Consider the following 18,671-nt stretch of genomic DNA (forward strand, 5'->3'; position numbering starts at 1 on the left):
ACTTTGAAAACTGCGGTGGCGATAACTATTCCTTTAGATTTCCAACATTTTGCATGGCTGTGTTATAGTGGTGAAAGTGAAGGTGGTGAGCGGAAATGCGCAGGAAATACCAAAGGCTGCGGAAAAACGGAAATGTCATTGTTTTCCCGGGTACTTTCGAAAGACTTGTGCAAAAAGGTTTGCAGGCTGTTGAGCGATCAAAATTTGAAGAAGCTATTGAAGCATTCGATCAGGCGATTGTTTACGAGCCAGAAGATGTTTCATTCCTTGGTCCATATGCTGTCGCTTTATATGAAACGAAAGATTTTGAGCGTGCTAAAGAAATCGCGGGGAAATTGCTGCTTAGCGGGACTGCAAATTATATAGATGCAATGGAACTGTATTTAACGATCAGCATTCAATTGCAGGAATATGAGGAAGTGGAATTGACAATCGGGGCATTGCTAGACGAAAAAGTCATCCCGGAAGACATGCTGAATAAGTTTCAATACTTGCGCGAACTAAATAGCCGTCTATCCAGGCGATATGTCTCTGAAGAGTGGATACAAAACGAAATGTTTACACTTAATGACTTCCTTAACATGAATACAAGTACGCAGCAACATGTACTCGCTTCATTAGAAGGCAGCGATTTGACCGCTATGCTTCCGACGCTTGTTCAAATTGCCGGGCAGGAAGACATATCACCTGCTGTCATAACTTTTGCATTAACACTTCTTCAACAGGAAGGCTATGACGGAGAAGTGACAGTTCATAAGTTCGGAATGGAAAAGACAATTGTTCCCGCTCAACTGGATTTTCCGGGCAAAGATCCACAAACGGATAAAGTGATGGATGTCTTGGACGAAACGCTTATCAAAGACCCGACACGCTTGGAAATGGCTCGGGCACTTATTGAGAAATTCACCATTACAATGTATCCCTTTGGATGGGGGGATTACGAGGCAGAAGAAATTGCAGCGGCTTATGAAAATTACATAGAATGTTTATTATTAGGATTTGAGTTTCCGGTTACAGAACTGAACCAACTCATTCATCGAATCGATGCGATTCCGGATGAATAAAAGCTTCAATTCAAAATATGAAATTTGTTGAAAGATGAAGAGACTATGATATACTGTAATGGTTATTATAACGGACTATAATAGTGCGAACATATAGTGGCCATAATGATTTGGAGGGTTTTAGAATGTCAGTTAAATTTGAAAAACAAGAGGGAAACAAAGGTACGCTAACAGTTGAAGTACCAGCAGCAGAAGTAGCTTTAGGTCTTGACAAAGCGTTCCAAAAGGTAGTTAAGCAAGTGCAAGCACCGGGCTTCCGTAAAGGGAAAATGCCGCGTAAAATGTTTGAAAAAATGTATGGTGTAGAAGCACTTTACAACGATGCACTTGATTTCATTCTTCCTGAAGCATATGCAAAAGCTGTCGAAGAAGCGGATATTGAGCCAGTGGATCGTCCGGAAATCGACATCGAGCAAATGGAACAAGGCAAGAACTTGATCTTCACTGCGGTTGTTACATTGAAACCAGAAGTTAAACTAGGTGAGTACAAAGGTCTTGAAGTGAAAAAACAAGAGACAGAAGTAACAGAAGAAGAAATTGAAGAGCAACTAAAAGACCGTCAACAAGCATTTGCTGAAATGGTTGTGAAAGAAGACGGTGCTGTTGAAAACGGCGATACAGTTACCTTGGATTTCGAAGGCTTCGTAGGTGAAGAAGCATTTGAAGGCGGTAAAGCAGAAGGTTATGACCTTGAAATCGGTTCTGGTTCATTCATCCCAGGCTTTGAAGAGCAATTGGTCGGATTGAAACAAGGCGAAGAAAAAGACGTCGAAGTGTCATTCCCAGAAGAATACCATGCAGCTGAGCTTGCGGGTAAACCAGCAGTATTCAAAGTGAAAATCCATGAAATTAAAGGGAAAGAAGTCCCGGCTTTGGACGATGAGCTTGCAAAAGAAATCGATGAAGAAGTTGAAAGTTTAGACGCGCTTCGTGCAAAGCTAACAGAACAAACGAGCGAAGAAAAGAAAAAAGCTGCTGAAACAGCGATGCGCGATGACCTTGTTGAAGAGGCAGCACGCAACGCAGAAGTCGATATTCCACAAGTCATGATCGATAGCGAAATCGATCGCATGATGGAAGAATTCGGACAACGCCTACAAATGCAAGGTATGAACCTTGAGCTTTACTTCCAGTTCTCTGGTCAGAACGAGGAAGCACTTCGTGAGCAAATGAAAGACGATGCACTAAGCCGTGTCCGTGTTTCATTAACGCTAGAAGCAATTGGAAAAGCAGAAAACATTGAAGTAACAGAAGAAGAAGTCAATGCTGAACTTGAGAAAATGGCTGCTCAATTCAATATGGAAATTGAAAAAATCAAGTCTATGCTTGGCGGCACAACTGTTCTAGAAAATGACCTGCGCTTCAACAAAACAGTTGAATTTCTTGTTGAAAATGCAAAGGTAACAGAATAAAAAGATCAAATAAGCACAAGGTACGGGTGAAGACCGTACCTTGTTTTGCATACAATGTGCGCTACATACATACAAATGAATACGAATTAGTTGATAAAAGTGAAGGAATCTTGTAAGATTGTCACTTGAATAGGGGTGAGCATAATGTTCAAATTTAACGATGAAAAAGATAACCTACACTGTTCTTTTTGCGGAAAATCCCAAGATCAGGTTCGAAAATTAGTTGCCGGACAAGGCGTCTATATTTGTGATGAATGTGTTGAACTTTGTGCTGAAATCGTTGAAGAGGAAGTCGGTTTAGAAGAAGGATTTGAACTAAAAGACGTTCCAAAGCCGAAAGAGATACAAAGCATACTCGACGATTATTTGATTGGACAGGATCGTGCAAAAAAATCACTTGCAGTGGCAGTTTACAACCATTATAAACGCGTCAACTCGAATAGCAAGATTGATGATGTTGAGCTTTCGAAGTCAAACATTGTTCTAATCGGCCCTACTGGAAGCGGTAAAACATTGCTTGCGCAAACGCTTGCAAGAATTCTTGACGTTCCATTCGCAATTGCAGATGCTACTTCATTAACAGAAGCAGGCTATGTCGGAGAAGACGTTGAAAATATCTTGCTCAAATTAATCCAATCGGCTGATTATGATGTTGAACGTGCTGAAAAAGGTATTATTTATATTGACGAAATTGATAAAGTTGCAAGAAAATCAGAAAATGCATCGATCACACGTGATGTATCTGGTGAAGGCGTGCAGCAAGCACTTCTGAAAATCTTAGAAGGAACGGTTGCGAGTGTACCACCTCAAGGGGGGCGCAAGCATCCGCATCAAGAATTTATTCAAATCGATACAACGAATATTCTCTTTATCGTTGGCGGTGCATTTGACGGCATTGAAGACATTATCAAACGCCGCATTGGCCGTAAAGTCATCGGATTTGGAACTGAAACGACGAAAGTGAAAGAAGGAGAATCTGTCCTTTCAAAGCTAATTCCTGAAGATCTTCAGCGCTACGGACTCATTCCAGAATTTATCGGTCGTTTGCCGGTCATTGCGAGCTTGGAACAGCTAACGGAAGATATGCTTTATCAAATCCTTACAATTCCAAAAAACGCAATTGTCAAGCAATACCAGAAAATGCTGGAACTCGACGATGTGACATTGCGATTTGAAGATGGTGCACTCATTGAAATTGCAAAAGAAGCAATCGAGCGCAAGACGGGCGCCCGTGGACTTCGTTCCATCATTGAAAACATCATGCTGGACGTAATGTATGAACTTCCTTCGTTAGAGGAAGTAACTGAATGTGTCATTACACAGGGCGCAGTGTTAGGGAAGTCGAGCCCGATCCTTTATCGGGAAGACGGCAGCCAGGTTGAGCTAGACAAGGAGAAAAATTCAGCCTAACAAAATTGCTACAGAGAAGCTGACTCCGGCGACGCACGTATCTATGCGCTCATCGGTAGTCAGCTTTTTCTGCCTTACATAAGAACAAGGAAACGATTACACCCGATTTTCTAAAAGGGCCTTACTTATACGAATGCGAAAATCGGGTATACATATCTAAATGGAGGTGACTTCCGCATGTCTACAAACAAAAAAAAGAACATTCCTCTCTTGCCACTTCGCGGGCTGCTCGTTTACCCAACGATGATTTTACATATTGACGTAGGGAGAGAACGATCTGTTTTCGCCATTGAACATGCGATTGCACAAGATAACTTCATATTTCTCGCTACACAGCAAGATATGAACAATGAGAATCCAGAACAAGACGATCTTTTTGAAATTGGTACATTAGCACATGTTAAATCAATGACACAACTTCCTAATGGGACGTATCGTGTACTTATTGAAGGTATTGAACGGGCGAAATGGTCAAATTATGAAGAGGCGGACTTGTATCCGATCGTTGAAGTAACGGGCTTTCCGGATGACAAAGAAGTAAATGCGGAATCCGAAGCGCTCATGCGCACATTGTTAAAGTATTTTAAGAAGTATTCTAATGTATCAAAGCGTGTGACGAAGGAAACGTATAATTCCGTTGCTGCAATCACGGAACCGGGTAGGCTTGCAGACATGGTCGCTTCTCATTTACCACTTAAACAGCTTGCAAAACAAGAAATATTAGAAATGATAGATGTCAAAGAGCGTCTCGAATGGCTCATCAATCGACTGTACAATGAACAAGAAGTATTAAATCTTGAACAAAAAATTAATGAGCGTGTTCGTGAAGCGATGGAACGGACGCAAAAAGAATTTTACTTACGTGAACAAATGAAAGCCATTCAAACAGAACTGGGAGACAAAGACGGAAAAGGGCTTGAAGTCTCAGAACTAAGTGAACGCATTGAAGCTGCAAATATGCCAGAAGGTGTGAGGGAAGCAGCGCTTCGTGAGCTAGACCGATATGAGCGCATTCCGACAGCTGCTGCGGAAAGCGGCGTCATTCGAAACTATATTGAATGGCTTGTCACACTTCCTTGGTCAGATGCGACGAAAGATCAGCTCAATTTGAGCCGCTCAGAAGAAATTCTGAATCGTGACCATGAAGGGCTCGAAACGGTAAAGGAGCGAATACTTGAGTATTTAGCCGTCCGCCAGCTAACAAATTCACTGCGTGGTCCAATTCTCTGTTTGGAAGGTCCGCCGGGTGTGGGGAAAACTTCTTTAGCACGTTCAATTGCTGAATCACTTGGCAGAAAGTTCGTTCGAATTTCACTCGGAGGCGTACGCGACGAATCTGAAATTCGAGGTCATCGAAGAACGTACGTTGGTGCGATGCCAGGACGTATTATTCAAGGGATGAAAAAAGCTGGGAAAATTAACCCTGTCTTTTTACTCGACGAAATTGATAAAATGTCGAATGATTTCCGCCGTGATCCTTCGGCAGCGATGCTCGAAGTATTGGATCCCGAACAAAATGGAACGTTCAGTGACCACTATATTGAAGAGCCCTATGACTTATCGAGTGTGTTATTTATCGCAACAGCGAATGATTTAAGTGCAATTCCAGGTCCATTGCGTGATCGGATGGAAATCATTTCAATTGCGGGGTATACGGAGATTGAAAAAAGCTTCATTGTTAAAAACCATTTAATCCCGCGTCAGTTGAAAGAACATGGCTTAACGAAGTCACAAGTTCGTTTTAATGATGCTGCGATTTTAGACATTATCAGGTACTATACACGTGAGGCTGGTGTTCGAAGTCTCGAGCGTGCAGTAGCGGGGATTTGCCGGAAAGCTGCAAAACTCATTGTAACGGAAGAAAGAAAAAGTATTACGGTTAGCCCGAAAACGTTAGAGTCGTTACTCGGTAAAAGAAAATTCCGTTTTGGACTAGCTGAAACAGTCAATCAAATCGGTGTTGCGACCGGCCTGGCCTATACGCAAGTCGGCGGCGACACATTGCAAATTGAAGTTTCCCTTTCCCCAGGGAAAGGAAAGCTTATTTTAACTGGGAAACTTGGGGATGTCATGAAAGAATCCGCCCAAACAGCCTTGTCGTACGTGCGCTCTAAAACAGAAGAATTTGGGATTGATCGGGATTTCCACGAAACTTGTGACATTCATATCCATGTGCCCGAAGGAGCGATTCCGAAGGACGGTCCGTCAGCGGGCGTAACGATTGCGACCGCGCTAGTTTCCGCTTTAACGAAAAGAAAAGTGCGTCGAGAAGTTGGGATGACAGGTGAAATCACATTAAGAGGACGCGTGTTGCCGATTGGCGGCGTAAAAGAAAAAACGTTAAGTGCCCATCGTGCAGGGTTAAAGACAATTATTTTACCGATTGACAATGAACGTGATATTGAAGACATTCCAGAAAGCGTTCGTAAGGAATTGACATTTAAGCTTGTGTCAAGTGCCGAAGAAGTGCTTGAAATTGCATTGGAGGCGACTTCTTCATGAAAGTCCATCAAGTAGAAATGATTATGAGTGCTGTAAAACCTGAGCAATATCCGATAGAAGGGTATCCAGAATTCGCGCTGGCAGGCCGTTCAAATGTTGGGAAATCCTCTTTTATCAACAAAATGATCGGAAGAAAAAGTCTTGCGCGGACATCTTCAAAGCCTGGGAAAACGCAAACATTAAACTTTTATAAAATCGAAGAGCAGTTGTTTTTTGTTGATGTCCCGGGTTATGGCTATGCCAAAGTTTCTAAAACAGAAAGAGAAGCATGGGGAAAAATGATCGAGCAATATATGACGGGCCGTCAAGAACTGCGCGCTGTCATACAAATTGTCGATTTGCGCCATCCGCCAACGGCTGACGACTGCCTTATGTATGATTTTTTAGCTCATTACGACATTCCCGCAATTGTCATTGCGACGAAAGCGGATAAAATACCCCGCGGCAAATGGGAGAAACATAAAAAAGTCATTAAAGATCAGCTACAAATGCGTAAAACTGATCCGCTCATTGTTTTTTCATCCGAAAAAGGAATCGGCATGGAACAGGCTTGGAGAGAAATTGAAGATAGAATGTAGGAATTACATCATAGGAAATCCGGCAGGCGAAAACTCGTCGCCGGATTTTTTTAACTATGCCAAAAAAAGACATTAATTGAAAGATGCTTCGTTACGCGATATAATATATTAGAATGATTATAAAAGTATCCTTTAAACCCCTACTATTCATATGTTGTTCACATTTTGATCATATAGTATGAACTGGATATGTTATAATGAAAATTGTGAATATAGAACGTGAAAGGTGTGAGCACCTGGTGCATACAATCGTAGTCGGTGTCAATCACAGGACTGCTCCTGTCGAAATAAGAGAGAAATTATCATTCGCCGAAACAGAATTGTCACAGGCGATGCAAACATTACAACAACAAAAAAGTATATTAGAAAATATTATTATTTCAACATGCAATCGTACGGAAATCTATGCGGTGGTAGACCAGCTTCATACGGGACGCTATTATGTAAAGCGCTTTTTGGCGGACTGGTTCAACTTGCCAATCGATACGTTTTCATCCCATCTTGTCATCCGTGAAAATGACGGTGCAGTCGAGCATTTGATGAGAGTATCTGCTGGTATAGATTCAATGGTATTAGGTGAGACGCAAATTTTGGGGCAAGTACGTGATAGCTTTTTACAAGCACAGGAAATTGGTACAACTGGAACTATTTTCAATGAATTATTTAAACAAGCTGTCACATTTGCGAAACGCGCGCATTCTGAAACAGCGATCGGTGAAAATGCCGTTTCTGTTTCCTACGCAGCAGTCGAACTTGCGAAGAAAGTTTTTGGCTCATTGAAAAATAAACATGTTGCTATTTTAGGTGCAGGTAAAATGGGCGAGCTTGCGATTAAAAACTTGTACGGCAGCGGGGCGGAAAAAGTAACGGTTATTAACCGTACGCTGTCAAAAGCAGAAGAACTAGCGGAGCAATTCGGCGGCGAGGCGAAATCGCTGGACCAATTACAATGTGCATTGCTAGAAGCGGACATCTTAATCAGCTCGACGGGTGCAACGAATTACGTCATCGATTTTGAACTCATGCAATATGTGGAAAAGCTTCGAAAAGGGAGTCCGATTTTCATGGTCGACATTGCAGTACCAAGAGATCTGGATCCCGAAATTGCTAAATTAGCAAATGTTTTCCTTTATGATATTGATGACTTGCAAGGGATTGTGAATGCAAACTTAGCAGAGCGGGAACGTGCGGCAGAAGAGATTTGTCTTATGATTGAAAAGGAAATCGTCGTGTTCCGGGAGTGGATCGCTACTTTAGGCGTCGTTCCTGTCATTTCTGCACTTCGTCAAAAGGCACATCGTATTCAGGCTGAAACAATGACAAGCATTGAAAACAAAATGCCAAATTTAACAGCACGTGAAAAGAAAATATTAAGCAAGCATACGAAGTCAATAGTTAACCAATTGCTGAAAGATCCTATTTTACAAGTGAAAGAACTGGCAATGGAATCGAATCCGACGGAAAAGATTGCGTTGTTCCAACAAATTTTTGGCATTCATGAAGATGTTTTGCAAGAGAAAGAACAGCTCGCAAAACAAGCGAAAGAAAGGCTGCGTGCCCGTGCCGAAAAAATTGCAGCGAACCCTTCGTTAACTTAAGTAGCAAAGGGGGCTGTCCCAAAACGAAGAGCCAGGCACCATTGAACACTAAATATAGTATCGTAAACGGTAAGACGATACTATATTTTAACAGTGTTTAGCGGTGCCAAGCACTTCTAGGACAACCCCTACAATAATCTTTAAGTCTTTGTCAGAAGAGTTGCCTGCGCATGAATGCTATACTGTAGGTAACTCTTTTTTGAAAGGTAGAGAAGGCTTATGGCGGACTTGACGATGGCAAGGCTCCACGAGGGTATGGTCATTTTGTACGCTGCCAGCCTCGTCTTTTATTTTATAGATTATTTAAATAATAATAAAATTATACATCGCAGTGCTTTTTGGATTTTGACAATTGTCTTTCTATTACAAACTGGTTTTCTTATCTCGTATATGATCGGGATGAAAAGATTTCCGGTTCTTTCCTTATTTGAAGGAATTTACTTCTATGCATGGTTGCTGTTAACGCTTTCTATTTTGTTGCATTTATTTTATAAAGTGGGCTATGCCGTTTTCTTTTTAAATGTAATTGGATTTATTTTCATGACGATCCACACATTTGCACCGATTCAAATTGAACAATCTCCAATCGGAGAAGCGCTCATTTCTGAGCTTTTATTTATTCATATCACATTTGCGATTTTATCCTATACGTTGTTTTCGGCAGCATTTGTGTTTGCTGTGCTTTATCTTTTTTTATATACATTGTTAAAAAAGAAGAAATGGTCTAAGCAATTTAGCCGATTGCCATCATTGCAACAAACTGCAACAGGCATGAAGGTAGCCATTTACATAGGAATACCTGTATTGTTTATTAGTTTAATTTTAGGGATGCAATGGGCGCATGTCGCGCTTTCGGAATGGTCTTTATTCGATATGAAAATTATGGGCTCTTTTTTCCTCATTGCCGTTTACGGATCTGTTTTATTTTTACAGCGAAGTGGAAAGCTAATTGCGAATGATTTTGCATGGGCAAATATTTTTGCTTTTCTTTTCGTTATTATTAACTTTTTCTTAGGCAGTAAATTATCCGGATTCCATTTTTGGATGTAAGATGGAAGTCGCGAGGCACAATTGGTTACGAAAGGTTGGAGTAAGTTGAGAAAAATCATCGTAGGGTCAAGACGAAGCAAACTTGCATTGACGCAAACAAATTGGTTTATCGAGCAAATGAAGGCAGCGGGTGCACCGTTTGAATTTGAAGTAAAAGAAATCGTTACAAAAGGCGATCGCATCATCGATGTTCAGTTGTCCAAAGTGGGTGGGAAAGGTCTTTTCGTGAAAGAAATCCAACAAGCGCTTTTCGACAAAGAAATCGACTTTGCGGTGCATAGTATGAAGGATATGCCCGCCAATCTTCCGGATGGCCTTGTGATCGGCTGCATACCGCCGCGTGAAGATGCGCGCGATGCCTTTATCTCAAATGGTCATGTGAAATTTAAAGATTTGCCGGCGGGCGCAGTCGTCGGAACGTCAAGTTTGCGCAGAAGTTCACAATTATTGCTGCTTCGTCCTGATCTTGAAATCAAATGGATCCGGGGCAATATCGATACGCGTATGAAAAAACTACAAGACGGTGAATATGATGCCATTCTACTCGCGGCAGCCGGCATGAAACGGGTTGGGTGGAGCATGGATATGATTACAGAATTCATGTCCATTGAGGATTGCATTCCAGCGGTTGGACAAGGTGCCCTTGCCATTGAATGCCGTGCGGATGATCAAGAATTACTCGCAGAGCTTGCGAAAGTTTCCGATGATAAGACATGGAAAGAAGTCGAAGCAGAGCGAACTTTCCTTGCTGCAATGGATGGATCTTGCCAGGTGCCGATCGCAGGAATTGCACAATATGATGGAGAGCAAGTGAAGTTCACAGGCTATGTTGCGTCTCCGGATGCTAAACAAGTCTTTAAAAATACGATGATCCATAACGACCCTGTAACGGTTGGGGAAGAAGTGGCGAAAGCGCTCAGGAAAGAAGGCGCAACAGAAGTGATTGAGAAAGTGATGGCACAATTGGATGAAGGACGATAAGCCATTACAAGGCGAAACTGTCATTTTCACCGGTACACCAAAGTCTAAGGATGTATTCGATCTTGTGACGCAATATGGCGGGGTACCGATCTCTTTTCCGCTTATTCAAGTGAAAGAAATACGTGAAACAACGGACGAGCTGCGAATGCTCGCCTGTCCTACATATGATTGGCTCATTTTTACGAGTCAAAGTGCGGTAGATGCGTTTCAAGCAAAACTTGAACGTTATCAAATACCTGCCGATACGATCCGCTCCCAAATTGCCGCAGTCGGTACGCGAACTGCGGAAGCGCTTGAAGGGCTTGGGTTTCGGGTAGACTTTATTCCAACCGTTTTCAGTGCTGATACGTTAGTAAAAGAATTTAGACCTGAACAATATACGGTGCGGCGCGTCTTATTTTTACGTGGTACGATGGCTGGCAGTCTTATTAAAGAAGAGTTACCGTTCGATGTCGATGAATGGACGGTATATGAAACAGTGTCTGCGGAAGAATCGGCAGACGCGCTCATCCAAACTATTCAAGAAAAAAAAATGGTGAATGTGCTATTTGCCAGCCCCTCGGCAGTCAATGTTTTTGCGCAGCAAGTAGTGCCGGTATGCGGGTGGAATGGTTACACAATTGGTGCGATTGGGCATGTAACAGAAAACGCACTGCTCGATGCGGGTGCAACCGTTCACGTCAGGCCAGATACTTACACACTCATGGATCTCGTTAATACGTTAGCGGGGCAGAAAGAAGGGAACAAACTATGAACAATTTGCAATTCCGACGCAATCGCCGTTTACGCAATACGTCTACATTGCGTTCAATGGTACGTGAAACTGTACTTCAAAAAGAAGATTTTATTTATCCGATTTTTGTTGTTGAAGGGGAGAATGTGAAGAACCCTGTTGCTTCTATGCCAGGTATTTATCAAATGTCCCTCGATCATCTAGAAAAAGAAGTCGATGAAGTCGTATCTCTCGGCATTCCCTCGATTATTCTTTTCGGTGTTCCGGCTTCTAAAGATGCGCATGGTTCAGAAGCTTATGCAGATGAAGGGATTGTCCAGCGTGCGACTCGCTTTGTGAAAGAACGTCATCCAAATCTTGTTGTCATCGCGGATACATGTTTGTGCCAATATACAGACCATGGTCACTGCGGCGTTATTGAAAATGGCAAAGTGTTGAATGATCCATCCCTTGAATTGCTAACACGTACAGCGATTAGCCAAGCGAAAGCCGGCGCAGATATTATTGCGCCGTCTAATATGATGGACGGCTTTGTCGCAGCGATTCGTCAAGGGTTGGATGAGGCAGGTTTTGAAGACATTCCGATTATGTCGTATGCGGTGAAATATGCATCCGCTTACTACGGACCATTCCGTGATGCAGCGCATTCTTCTCCGCAGTTCGGCGATCGTAAAACGTATCAAATGGATCCGGCCAACCGCATGGAAGCAATCCGCGAAGCTGCATCTGACGAAGAGGAAGGCGCAGATTTCTTAATCGTCAAGCCAGCCCTTTCTTATTTAGATATTATGCGAGATGTTAAAAACAACTTTGCCCTGCCAGTTGTTGCGTACAACGTAAGCGGCGAATACTCCATGATTAAAGCAGCTGCTGGGAATGGCTGGATCAATGAAGAAGAAATCGTTCTTGAAACGTTAACAAGTATGAAGCGTGCAGGTGCGGATTTGATCATGACGTACCACGCGAAAGATGCAGCGCGCTGGCTGGAGGGAAAATAATTGGGAAGAAATTACGATAAATCGAAACAGGCATTTAAAGAAGCAGTAGAACTATTGCCGGGCGGTGTTAACTCGCCTGTCCGCGCATTTAAATCCGTCAATATGGATCCGATTTTTATGGAAAGCGGAAAAGGTGCAATGATTACGGACATCGATGGCAACGAATACATAGACTACGTATTGTCTTGGGGTCCACTTATTTTAGGACACTCGGATCCGGCAGTGGTTTCTGGCATTCAAAAAGCTGCTGAAACAGGATCCAGCTTTGGGGCGCCAACTTTGCTTGAAAACGAACTGGCGAAGATTGTCATTGACCGGATTCCTTCGATTGAGATGGTGCGTATGGTTTCCTCGGGAACAGAAGCGACGATGAGTGCGCTCCGTTTGGCACGCGGCTATACAAATCGCAACAAAATTTTGAAGTTCGAGGGTTGTTATCACGGCCACGGCGATTCGCTATTAATTAAGGCGGGATCGGGTGTGGCAACACTTGGATTGCCAGATAGCCCGGGCGTACCTGAGTCTATTGCGCAAAATACGATTACAGTTGCTTATAACGATTTGGACAGTGTAAAAGTAGCGTTCGAACAGTACGGCGAAGATTTGGCAGCTGTTATTGTGGAACCTGTTGCAGGAAATATGGGCGTCGTCCCTCCAACGCCGGGATTCTTGGAAGGCTTGCGTGAGTTAACAGAAAGCAATGGCACCTTGCTCATTTTCGATGAAGTGATGACAGGATTCCGTGTTGGATACAACTGCGCACAAGGCTATTACGGCGTCACACCTGACTTGACTTGTTTAGGAAAAGTGATTGGCGGCGGATTACCAGTTGGTGCGTACGGCGGTAAACGTGAAATAATGGAAAATGTTGCACCGGCGGGAACGGTTTACCAAGCGGGTACGTTATCTGGAAATCCACTTGCAATGACAGCGGGCATCGAAACACTAAAACAGTTAACGCCAGCTTCTTATGAGTATTTCACCAAGCTTGGTGACCAGTTGGAGGCGGGCTTCAGAGAAGCTGCCGAGAAATATAACATTCCGCATACGGTAAACCGCGCGGGCTCAATGATTGGCTTTTTCTTCACGAATGAAAAAGTGGCAAATTACGATCAAGCGAAATCATCTGATCTAGAACTATTTGCAGAATACTACCGCTTAATGGCCGAGGAAGGTATCTTCTTGCCGCCATCACAGTTTGAAGGCATGTTCTTGTCAACGGCGCACACGGAAGAACATATTGCGAAGACGGTAGAAGCATTCCATAAAGTCTTTGCACAATTAGCGAGATAAAGCGAGCGACAATGAACCTCCTATGATTTTTCATAGGAGGTTTTCTTCTATGTCTAGACCCTTATGCATATCATATTTTGTGAAGGAATAGGGGAGGAGACGAACTATGGAGTCCAAAAAATGGAAAATGCAAGAGACATTCGCGTTTCCGGAGCATGTAGGTATGCCAATCAGTGCCGAGTCAATAAAAATAACGCCGGGTTATACAGAAAAACGTACGAATGATTCAATACGTCTGTCTGGTATTTATCATATTGCGGTCAATTTGAATTTTGATAACGAGCAGACGGTGGAAGAGATCCCGGAATCAGCCGTCTTTGTTGGTGATGTGGAGGTAGCCGAGAATACAGGGTATTTCGAATATGCGGTACCTCTTAACATCGATTTGCCAGCTGACGTGCAAGGACCCTTGCATGTTTCTGCAACCGACGCGACATATGAAACTGACGGACAAGGTTCACTTAACGTCATTTGGAACGTGGAATGTTTACAGCAAGCGAAAGTAGAAGACGTTGCAGCGGAAGTACAGGAGGAGGAAATGACTGCTGCACAGGAAGAGGTGACGCCTTCTACAGAGATCGCATTAGTAGAAGAAGCAGAAAATGTGGAAGCAAATGCTGCACAAGCAGAGGAGAATTTTGAGACCGCAGAGGCAATGGCCGACGACTTTAAGGAGGAAGCGAATGCCGAGGCAGATGAAGCACCTAAAGCCGTCGTGACACATAGCACACCTTACAGCGAAGAGGACGAAGCTCTTGCTTTCATTGCAGGATTGGGAGATGGAATTTCTACATCCACGTTCCGTTCAAATGATATCTTTGTACAAAATAAAAGCTAAGCCGCATAAGATACAAAATAGTAAAAAGTCTGCTGTTGTAGGAACAATCAACAATCGAATAAGTTGAAAAACGCAAATGGGAATGATAATGCCTTTGCAGTAAAATCGACATTTCCGCAACCATGGCGGCAGCAAGTATGGGTTATAGCCTTTTCTCATGACACCATCCTTTCGTATAGTATATTACAGTTAATTACTTGACGTTCGCGTAAGGCTTCCGCTACAATAGTGACAATTGAATACTGATGCGATGATTGGAAGAGTACGTCAATTTGTTTATTGTAGAGAGGGATCCGGTGGTGAAAGGACCTATAAACGATTGACCGAAGTCACCCATGAGCAGTTTCCGTGAAAGTAATCATAGCGGGAACCGGTTTGAAGCCGTTAAAGCAGGTTGAGGTGTACGTGATTTTACGTACACGAATAAAGGTGGTACCGCGAACAACTCCTTCGTCCTTTAAAGACGACAGGAGTTTTTTTGTGTTCAATTTTAAGGAGGAATTTAGTTATGACGAACGAACAGCAAACGTCAATGCCAACAAAATACGATCCCGGGGCGATTGAATCGGGTCGTTACGAATGGTGGTTAAAAGGGAAGTATTTTGAGGCACAGCCAAAAAGCGAGAAAGAACCGTATACAATCGTCATTCCACCGCCGAACGTGACAGGAAAACTGCACTTAGGCCACGCATGGGATACGACATTACAAGATATTCTCGTTCGTATGAAACGTATGCAAGGATATGATGCTTTATGGCTTCCTGGAATGGACCATGCTGGCATCGCAACCCAAGCACGTGTTGAAGCACGATTGCGTGAAGAAGGAAAGTCACGCTATGATTTAGGGCGCGAAAAGTTTTTGGAAGAAACATGGAAATGGAAAGAAGAATATGCAGGTCATATTCGTGAACAATGGGCAAAGCTTGGGCTTGGGCTTGATTACACACGCGAGCGCTTCACGTTAGATGAGGGACTTTCACGTGCGGTGCGTGAAGTGTTTGTCAAGTTGTACGAAAAAGGGTTTATTTACCGCGGTGAATATATTATTAACTGGGACCCAGCGACAAAAACAGCTCTTTCCGACATCGAAGTTATTCACAAAGATGTACAAGGCGCATTCTATCATATGCGTTATCCGCTGGCGGATGGTACGGGCAGCATCGAAATTGCGACGACACGTCCAGAAACGATGCTCGGCGATACAGCCGTTGCGGTGCATCCAGAAGATGAGCGCTATAAGCATTTAATCGGTAAAATGGTAAAATTGCCAATCGTTGAACGTGAAATCCCGATTGTCGCAGACGACTACGTTGATATGGAGTTTGGAAGTGGCGCCGTGAAAATTACGCCTGCGCATGACCCGAATGACTTTGAAATCGGTAACCGTCATGACTTGCCGCGCGTACTTGTCATGAATGAAGACGGCACGATGAATGAACTGGCTGGTAAATATAACGGCATGGATCGTTTTGAATGCCGGAAGCAAATTGTGAAGGACTTGCAAGACATGGGCGTTCTGTTCAAAATCGAAGATCACTTGCACTCTGTCGGACATTCTGAGCGCAGCGGCGCAGTCGTTGAGCCTTACCTTTCTACGCAGTGGTTCGTTAAAATGCAGCCGCTAGCGGATGAAGCGATTAAACTGCAACAATCAGAAGACAAAGTCCATTTCGTGCCGGAACGTTTTGAAAAGACGTATTTGAACTGGATGGAAAACATTCATGATTGGTGTATTTCACGTCAACTTTGGTGGGGGCACCGTATTCCGGCTTGGTACCACAAGGAAACGGGCGAAGTATACGTTGGACACGATGCGCCTCAAGACGCTGAAAATTGGAAGCAAGACGAAGACGTATTGGACACATGGTTCTCCTCTGCATTATGGCCGTTTTCAACGATGGGCTGGCCAGATGTAGACAATGAAGAATTCAAGCGCTACTACCCGACAGATGCGCTTGTGACAGGGTATGACATCATTTTCTTCTGGGTATCCCGCATGATTTTCCAAGGAAAAGAGTTTACAGGGCAGCGTCCATTTAAAGATGTCTTAATTCACGGACTTGTACGTGCGGAAGATGGACGCAAAATGTCCAAGTCACTTGGCAACGGCGTTGACCCGATGGATGTCATCGACAAGTACGGGGCAGATGCACTCCGCTACTTCTTATCGACGGGATCGTCACCAGGGCATGACCTTCGTTATTCAAATGAGAAAGTAGAAGCAGTATGGAACTTTGCGAACAAAATTTGGAACGCATCCCGCTTTGCACTCATGAATATGGATGGCATGACGTATGATGAGATCGATCTATCCGGCGAGAAATCTGTAGCTGACGCATGGATATTAACACGTTTGAATGAAACGATCGAGCAAGTGACGCATCTCGCGGATAAATATGAATTCGGTGAAGTGGGTCGTGCGCTTTATAATTTCATTTGGGATGATTTCTGTGACTGGTATATCGAAATGGCGAAGCTGCCATTGTACGGAGAAGACGAAGCTGCGAAGAAAATGACACGTTCGGTGCTTGCGCACGTGCTCGACAACACAATGCGTTTGTTGCATCCATTCATGCCATTCATCACGGAAGAAATTTGGCAAAACTTGCCGCATGAAGGGGAGTCCATCACAGTGGCGGCATGGCCGACTGTCGATGAAAAACTATCTGATGTTGAGCGTGCTTCAAATATGAAACTGCTCATGGACATCATTCGTGCAGTACGAAATATCCGCGCAGAAGTGAACACACCAATGAGCAAAAAAGTGCCGCTCTACATTGCGGCAAAAGATGAAGCAACGAGTGCGGTGCTCGAAGCAAACCGCGGCTACATCGAACGCTTCTGTAACCCAGAAACACTCACAATCGGAAAAGACATCGAAGCCCCAGGCAAATCGATGTCAGCAGTCGTCACAGGCGCAGAACTATTCCTGCCGCTTGAAGGCTTGTTAAATATCGATGAAGAACTCGCACGACTTCAAAAAGAACTGGCGAAATGGGAAAGCGAAGTCAAACGCGTCCAAGGAAAACTATCCAACGAACGTTTCATTTCCAAAGCCCCAGAGGCAGTTGTAGAGGAAGAACGTGCAAAAGAAAAAGACTACCTGGAAAAACGTGCGGCGGTTGAGCGCCGTATGCAGGAGTTGAAAGAGATTTAATATTTTAGAGCATGGAAAGCCTCGCGGAGAGAAATTTCTGCGGGGTTTTTGTTATGTAGGAAATTCAAAAAAACCGAAGATTGAAATTGATAGCTTGCAAGTAATTTATGGTAATATGGTATTGAAGTTACAGTAGTTTAATAGAATTATAATTTGTATATAGGAAAAATGAATTAGTAATCACTTTGTAAAAGGGGGATCGGGATGGGAAAGTTGAACAAACGGATAGATGAGCGTGGGTTGTCGCTGGTGGAAGTGCTAGCGGCGATTGTTATTCTTTCCATTGTATTAGTCACTTTTTTTAGCTTTTTCACTCAATCTACAAAATACTCTAAGTTTAATAAAGAGAAGTTGACAGCTGTGCAAGTCGCGGAGGAAGTCGTAGCAAAAATCCGCGATATCGAAAGTCAGGACGAGATTCTTGGGTTAGATGAATTTCAACTTGTTGGCGGCTTATATGTAGACACTACGACTTATCCTTCTTATAAAGTGGAAATTAATGCAACTCCGGGTCCGATTTCCACCCTAGGTAAAGCAATAATTACCATAGAATCACTTTCTGAAACAGGAATTAAAGCCTTACCATTTACAACAGAAATGTACTTTAATGTTAGCGAGGAAACGCCATGAAAAATGAACGTGGTCTAACGCTAATAGAATTGCTTGCAGTTCTTGCCGTTGTGGGTATTATGATAACCTTGCTTACAACAGTCTTTATTAATGGATTCAGGGCATCCGAACGAAGCGCTACAAACCAAAAACTTCAGCAGGAAGCGAATTATATTACAGAAACAGTTAGAAAAGAGTATTTGAAACGTCAGGGGGACATCACAGACGTAGAATATAAAAATGAAATTAAGTTGGAAAGTGATGCCGCTAATAAGGTTCTAAAAATGAATGGAAAGATAATATCTGAAGGTTATACGTATAGTGTGACTCCAACTATAGCTCGATTGGGCTCACCTACTTTCGAATTAACAATTGAAAAGGACGGTAAATCATTCTCGGTTGATACAATATTTAGCAAGTTACAGTAGCTCCTACTTCTAATATACGA

The 18,671-nt window shown here is 43.1% G+C and carries 15 protein-coding genes and 1 other annotated feature; all 15 genes read left to right on the plus strand.

Annotation, left to right across the window (positions count from 1 at the left end; all coding sequences use genetic code 11):
- Window positions 1–95 precede the first annotated feature (95 nt).
- The 15 genes from AU377_RS01570 to AU377_RS01640 all read left to right on the plus strand — a co-directional run bounded on the left by AU377_RS01570 (window position 96) and on the right by AU377_RS01640 (window position 18,651).
- The gene (locus tag AU377_RS01570; RefSeq protein ID WP_067403075.1) at window positions 96–1,064 is read left to right on the plus strand and encodes a tetratricopeptide repeat protein; all 969 of its coding nucleotides are present in this window, start codon (window positions 96–98) and stop codon (window positions 1,062–1,064) included.
- A gap of 125 nt (window positions 1,065–1,189) precedes the next feature.
- The gene (gene tig / locus AU377_RS01575; protein WP_067403078.1) at window positions 1,190–2,476 is read left to right on the plus strand and encodes a trigger factor; all 1,287 of its coding nucleotides are present in this window, start codon (window positions 1,190–1,192) and stop codon (window positions 2,474–2,476) included.
- A gap of 144 nt (window positions 2,477–2,620) precedes the next feature.
- A complete protein-coding gene (gene clpX, locus AU377_RS01580; RefSeq protein ID WP_067403080.1) occupies window positions 2,621–3,886 on the plus strand; it encodes an ATP-dependent protease ATP-binding subunit ClpX in 1,266 nt (421 codons plus the stop codon).
- 177 nt (window positions 3,887–4,063) lie between these two features.
- On the plus strand, window positions 4,064–6,388 hold the full coding sequence (lon, locus tag AU377_RS01585; protein ID WP_067403083.1) for an endopeptidase La: 2,325 nt from the start codon (window positions 4,064–4,066) through the stop codon (window positions 6,386–6,388).
- Complete coding sequence (gene yihA / locus AU377_RS01590; RefSeq protein WP_067403086.1) at window positions 6,385–6,966, plus strand: ribosome biogenesis GTP-binding protein YihA/YsxC; 582 nt, start codon at window positions 6,385–6,387, stop codon at window positions 6,964–6,966. Before lon ends, yihA begins: the two co-directional genes overlap by 4 nt.
- Before the next feature lie 239 nt (window positions 6,967–7,205).
- Window positions 7,206–8,564, plus strand: a complete 1,359-nt coding sequence (gene hemA, locus AU377_RS01595) for a glutamyl-tRNA reductase (protein WP_067403089.1) — start codon at window positions 7,206–7,208, stop codon at window positions 8,562–8,564.
- Between the two features lie 219 nt (window positions 8,565–8,783).
- Entirely contained in the window at window positions 8,784–9,614 is an 831-nt protein-coding gene (ccsA, locus tag AU377_RS01600) for a cytochrome c biogenesis protein CcsA (RefSeq protein ID WP_067403092.1), read from the plus strand.
- Between the two features lie 45 nt (window positions 9,615–9,659).
- Entirely contained in the window at window positions 9,660–10,595 is a 936-nt protein-coding gene (hemC, locus tag AU377_RS01605; protein ID WP_067403095.1) for a hydroxymethylbilane synthase, read from the plus strand.
- The gene (locus tag AU377_RS01610) at window positions 10,582–11,349 is read left to right on the plus strand and encodes a uroporphyrinogen-III synthase (protein WP_067403104.1); all 768 of its coding nucleotides are present in this window, start codon (window positions 10,582–10,584) and stop codon (window positions 11,347–11,349) included. Before hemC ends, AU377_RS01610 begins: the two co-directional genes overlap by 14 nt.
- Window positions 11,346–12,326 (plus strand): porphobilinogen synthase, encoded by a 981-nt coding sequence (hemB, locus tag AU377_RS01615; protein WP_067403107.1) that lies wholly within the window; start codon window positions 11,346–11,348, stop codon window positions 12,324–12,326. The genes AU377_RS01610 and hemB overlap by 4 nt, the downstream gene beginning before the upstream one ends.
- Complete coding sequence (hemL, locus tag AU377_RS01620; protein WP_067403110.1) at window positions 12,327–13,619, plus strand: glutamate-1-semialdehyde 2,1-aminomutase; 1,293 nt, start codon at window positions 12,327–12,329, stop codon at window positions 13,617–13,619.
- 106 nt (window positions 13,620–13,725) lie between these two features.
- Window positions 13,726–14,457, plus strand: a complete 732-nt coding sequence (locus AU377_RS01625) for a hypothetical protein (protein ID WP_067403112.1) — start codon at window positions 13,726–13,728, stop codon at window positions 14,455–14,457.
- A 241-nt stretch (window positions 14,458–14,698) separates the two neighbouring features.
- Window positions 14,699–14,918: a binding site (T-box leader), on the plus strand.
- 47 nt (window positions 14,919–14,965) lie between these two features.
- Window positions 14,966–17,614, plus strand: coding sequence for a valine--tRNA ligase (locus AU377_RS01630; protein WP_067403115.1), 2,649 nt, complete (start codon window positions 14,966–14,968; stop codon window positions 17,612–17,614).
- Window positions 17,615–17,818: 204 nt separating this feature from the next.
- A complete protein-coding gene (locus AU377_RS01635; RefSeq protein WP_067403120.1) occupies window positions 17,819–18,244 on the plus strand; it encodes a prepilin-type N-terminal cleavage/methylation domain-containing protein in 426 nt (141 codons plus the stop codon).
- Complete coding sequence (locus AU377_RS01640; protein WP_067403124.1) at window positions 18,241–18,651, plus strand: type II secretion system protein; 411 nt, start codon at window positions 18,241–18,243, stop codon at window positions 18,649–18,651. The genes AU377_RS01635 and AU377_RS01640 overlap by 4 nt, the downstream gene beginning before the upstream one ends.
- Window positions 18,652–18,671 lie beyond the last annotated feature (20 nt).

This window comes from Sporosarcina sp. HYO08 (assembly GCF_001563475.1).
Taxonomy (GTDB): domain Bacteria; phylum Bacillota; class Bacilli; order Bacillales_A; family Planococcaceae; genus Sporosarcina.

Coding starts and splice junctions, on each gene's coding strand:
- AU377_RS01570 (WP_067403075.1), top strand. CDS start 96: ATGCGCAGGAAATACCAAAGGCTGCGGAAAAACGGAAATGTCATTGTT.
- tig (WP_067403078.1), top strand. CDS start 1,190: ATGTCAGTTAAATTTGAAAAACAAGAGGGAAACAAAGGTACGCTAACA.
- clpX (WP_067403080.1), top strand. CDS start 2,621: ATGTTCAAATTTAACGATGAAAAAGATAACCTACACTGTTCTTTTTGC.
- lon (WP_067403083.1), top strand. CDS start 4,064: ATGTCTACAAACAAAAAAAAGAACATTCCTCTCTTGCCACTTCGCGGG.
- yihA (WP_067403086.1), top strand. CDS start 6,385: ATGAAAGTCCATCAAGTAGAAATGATTATGAGTGCTGTAAAACCTGAG.
- ccsA (WP_067403092.1), top strand. CDS start 8,784: ATGGCGGACTTGACGATGGCAAGGCTCCACGAGGGTATGGTCATTTTG.
- AU377_RS01610 (WP_067403104.1), top strand. CDS start 10,582: ATGAAGGACGATAAGCCATTACAAGGCGAAACTGTCATTTTCACCGGT.
- hemB (WP_067403107.1), top strand. CDS start 11,346: ATGAACAATTTGCAATTCCGACGCAATCGCCGTTTACGCAATACGTCT.
- AU377_RS01625 (WP_067403112.1), top strand. CDS start 13,726: ATGGAGTCCAAAAAATGGAAAATGCAAGAGACATTCGCGTTTCCGGAG.
- AU377_RS01630 (WP_067403115.1), top strand. CDS start 14,966: ATGACGAACGAACAGCAAACGTCAATGCCAACAAAATACGATCCCGGG.
- AU377_RS01635 (WP_067403120.1), top strand. CDS start 17,819: ATGGGAAAGTTGAACAAACGGATAGATGAGCGTGGGTTGTCGCTGGTG.
- AU377_RS01640 (WP_067403124.1), top strand. CDS start 18,241: ATGAAAAATGAACGTGGTCTAACGCTAATAGAATTGCTTGCAGTTCTT.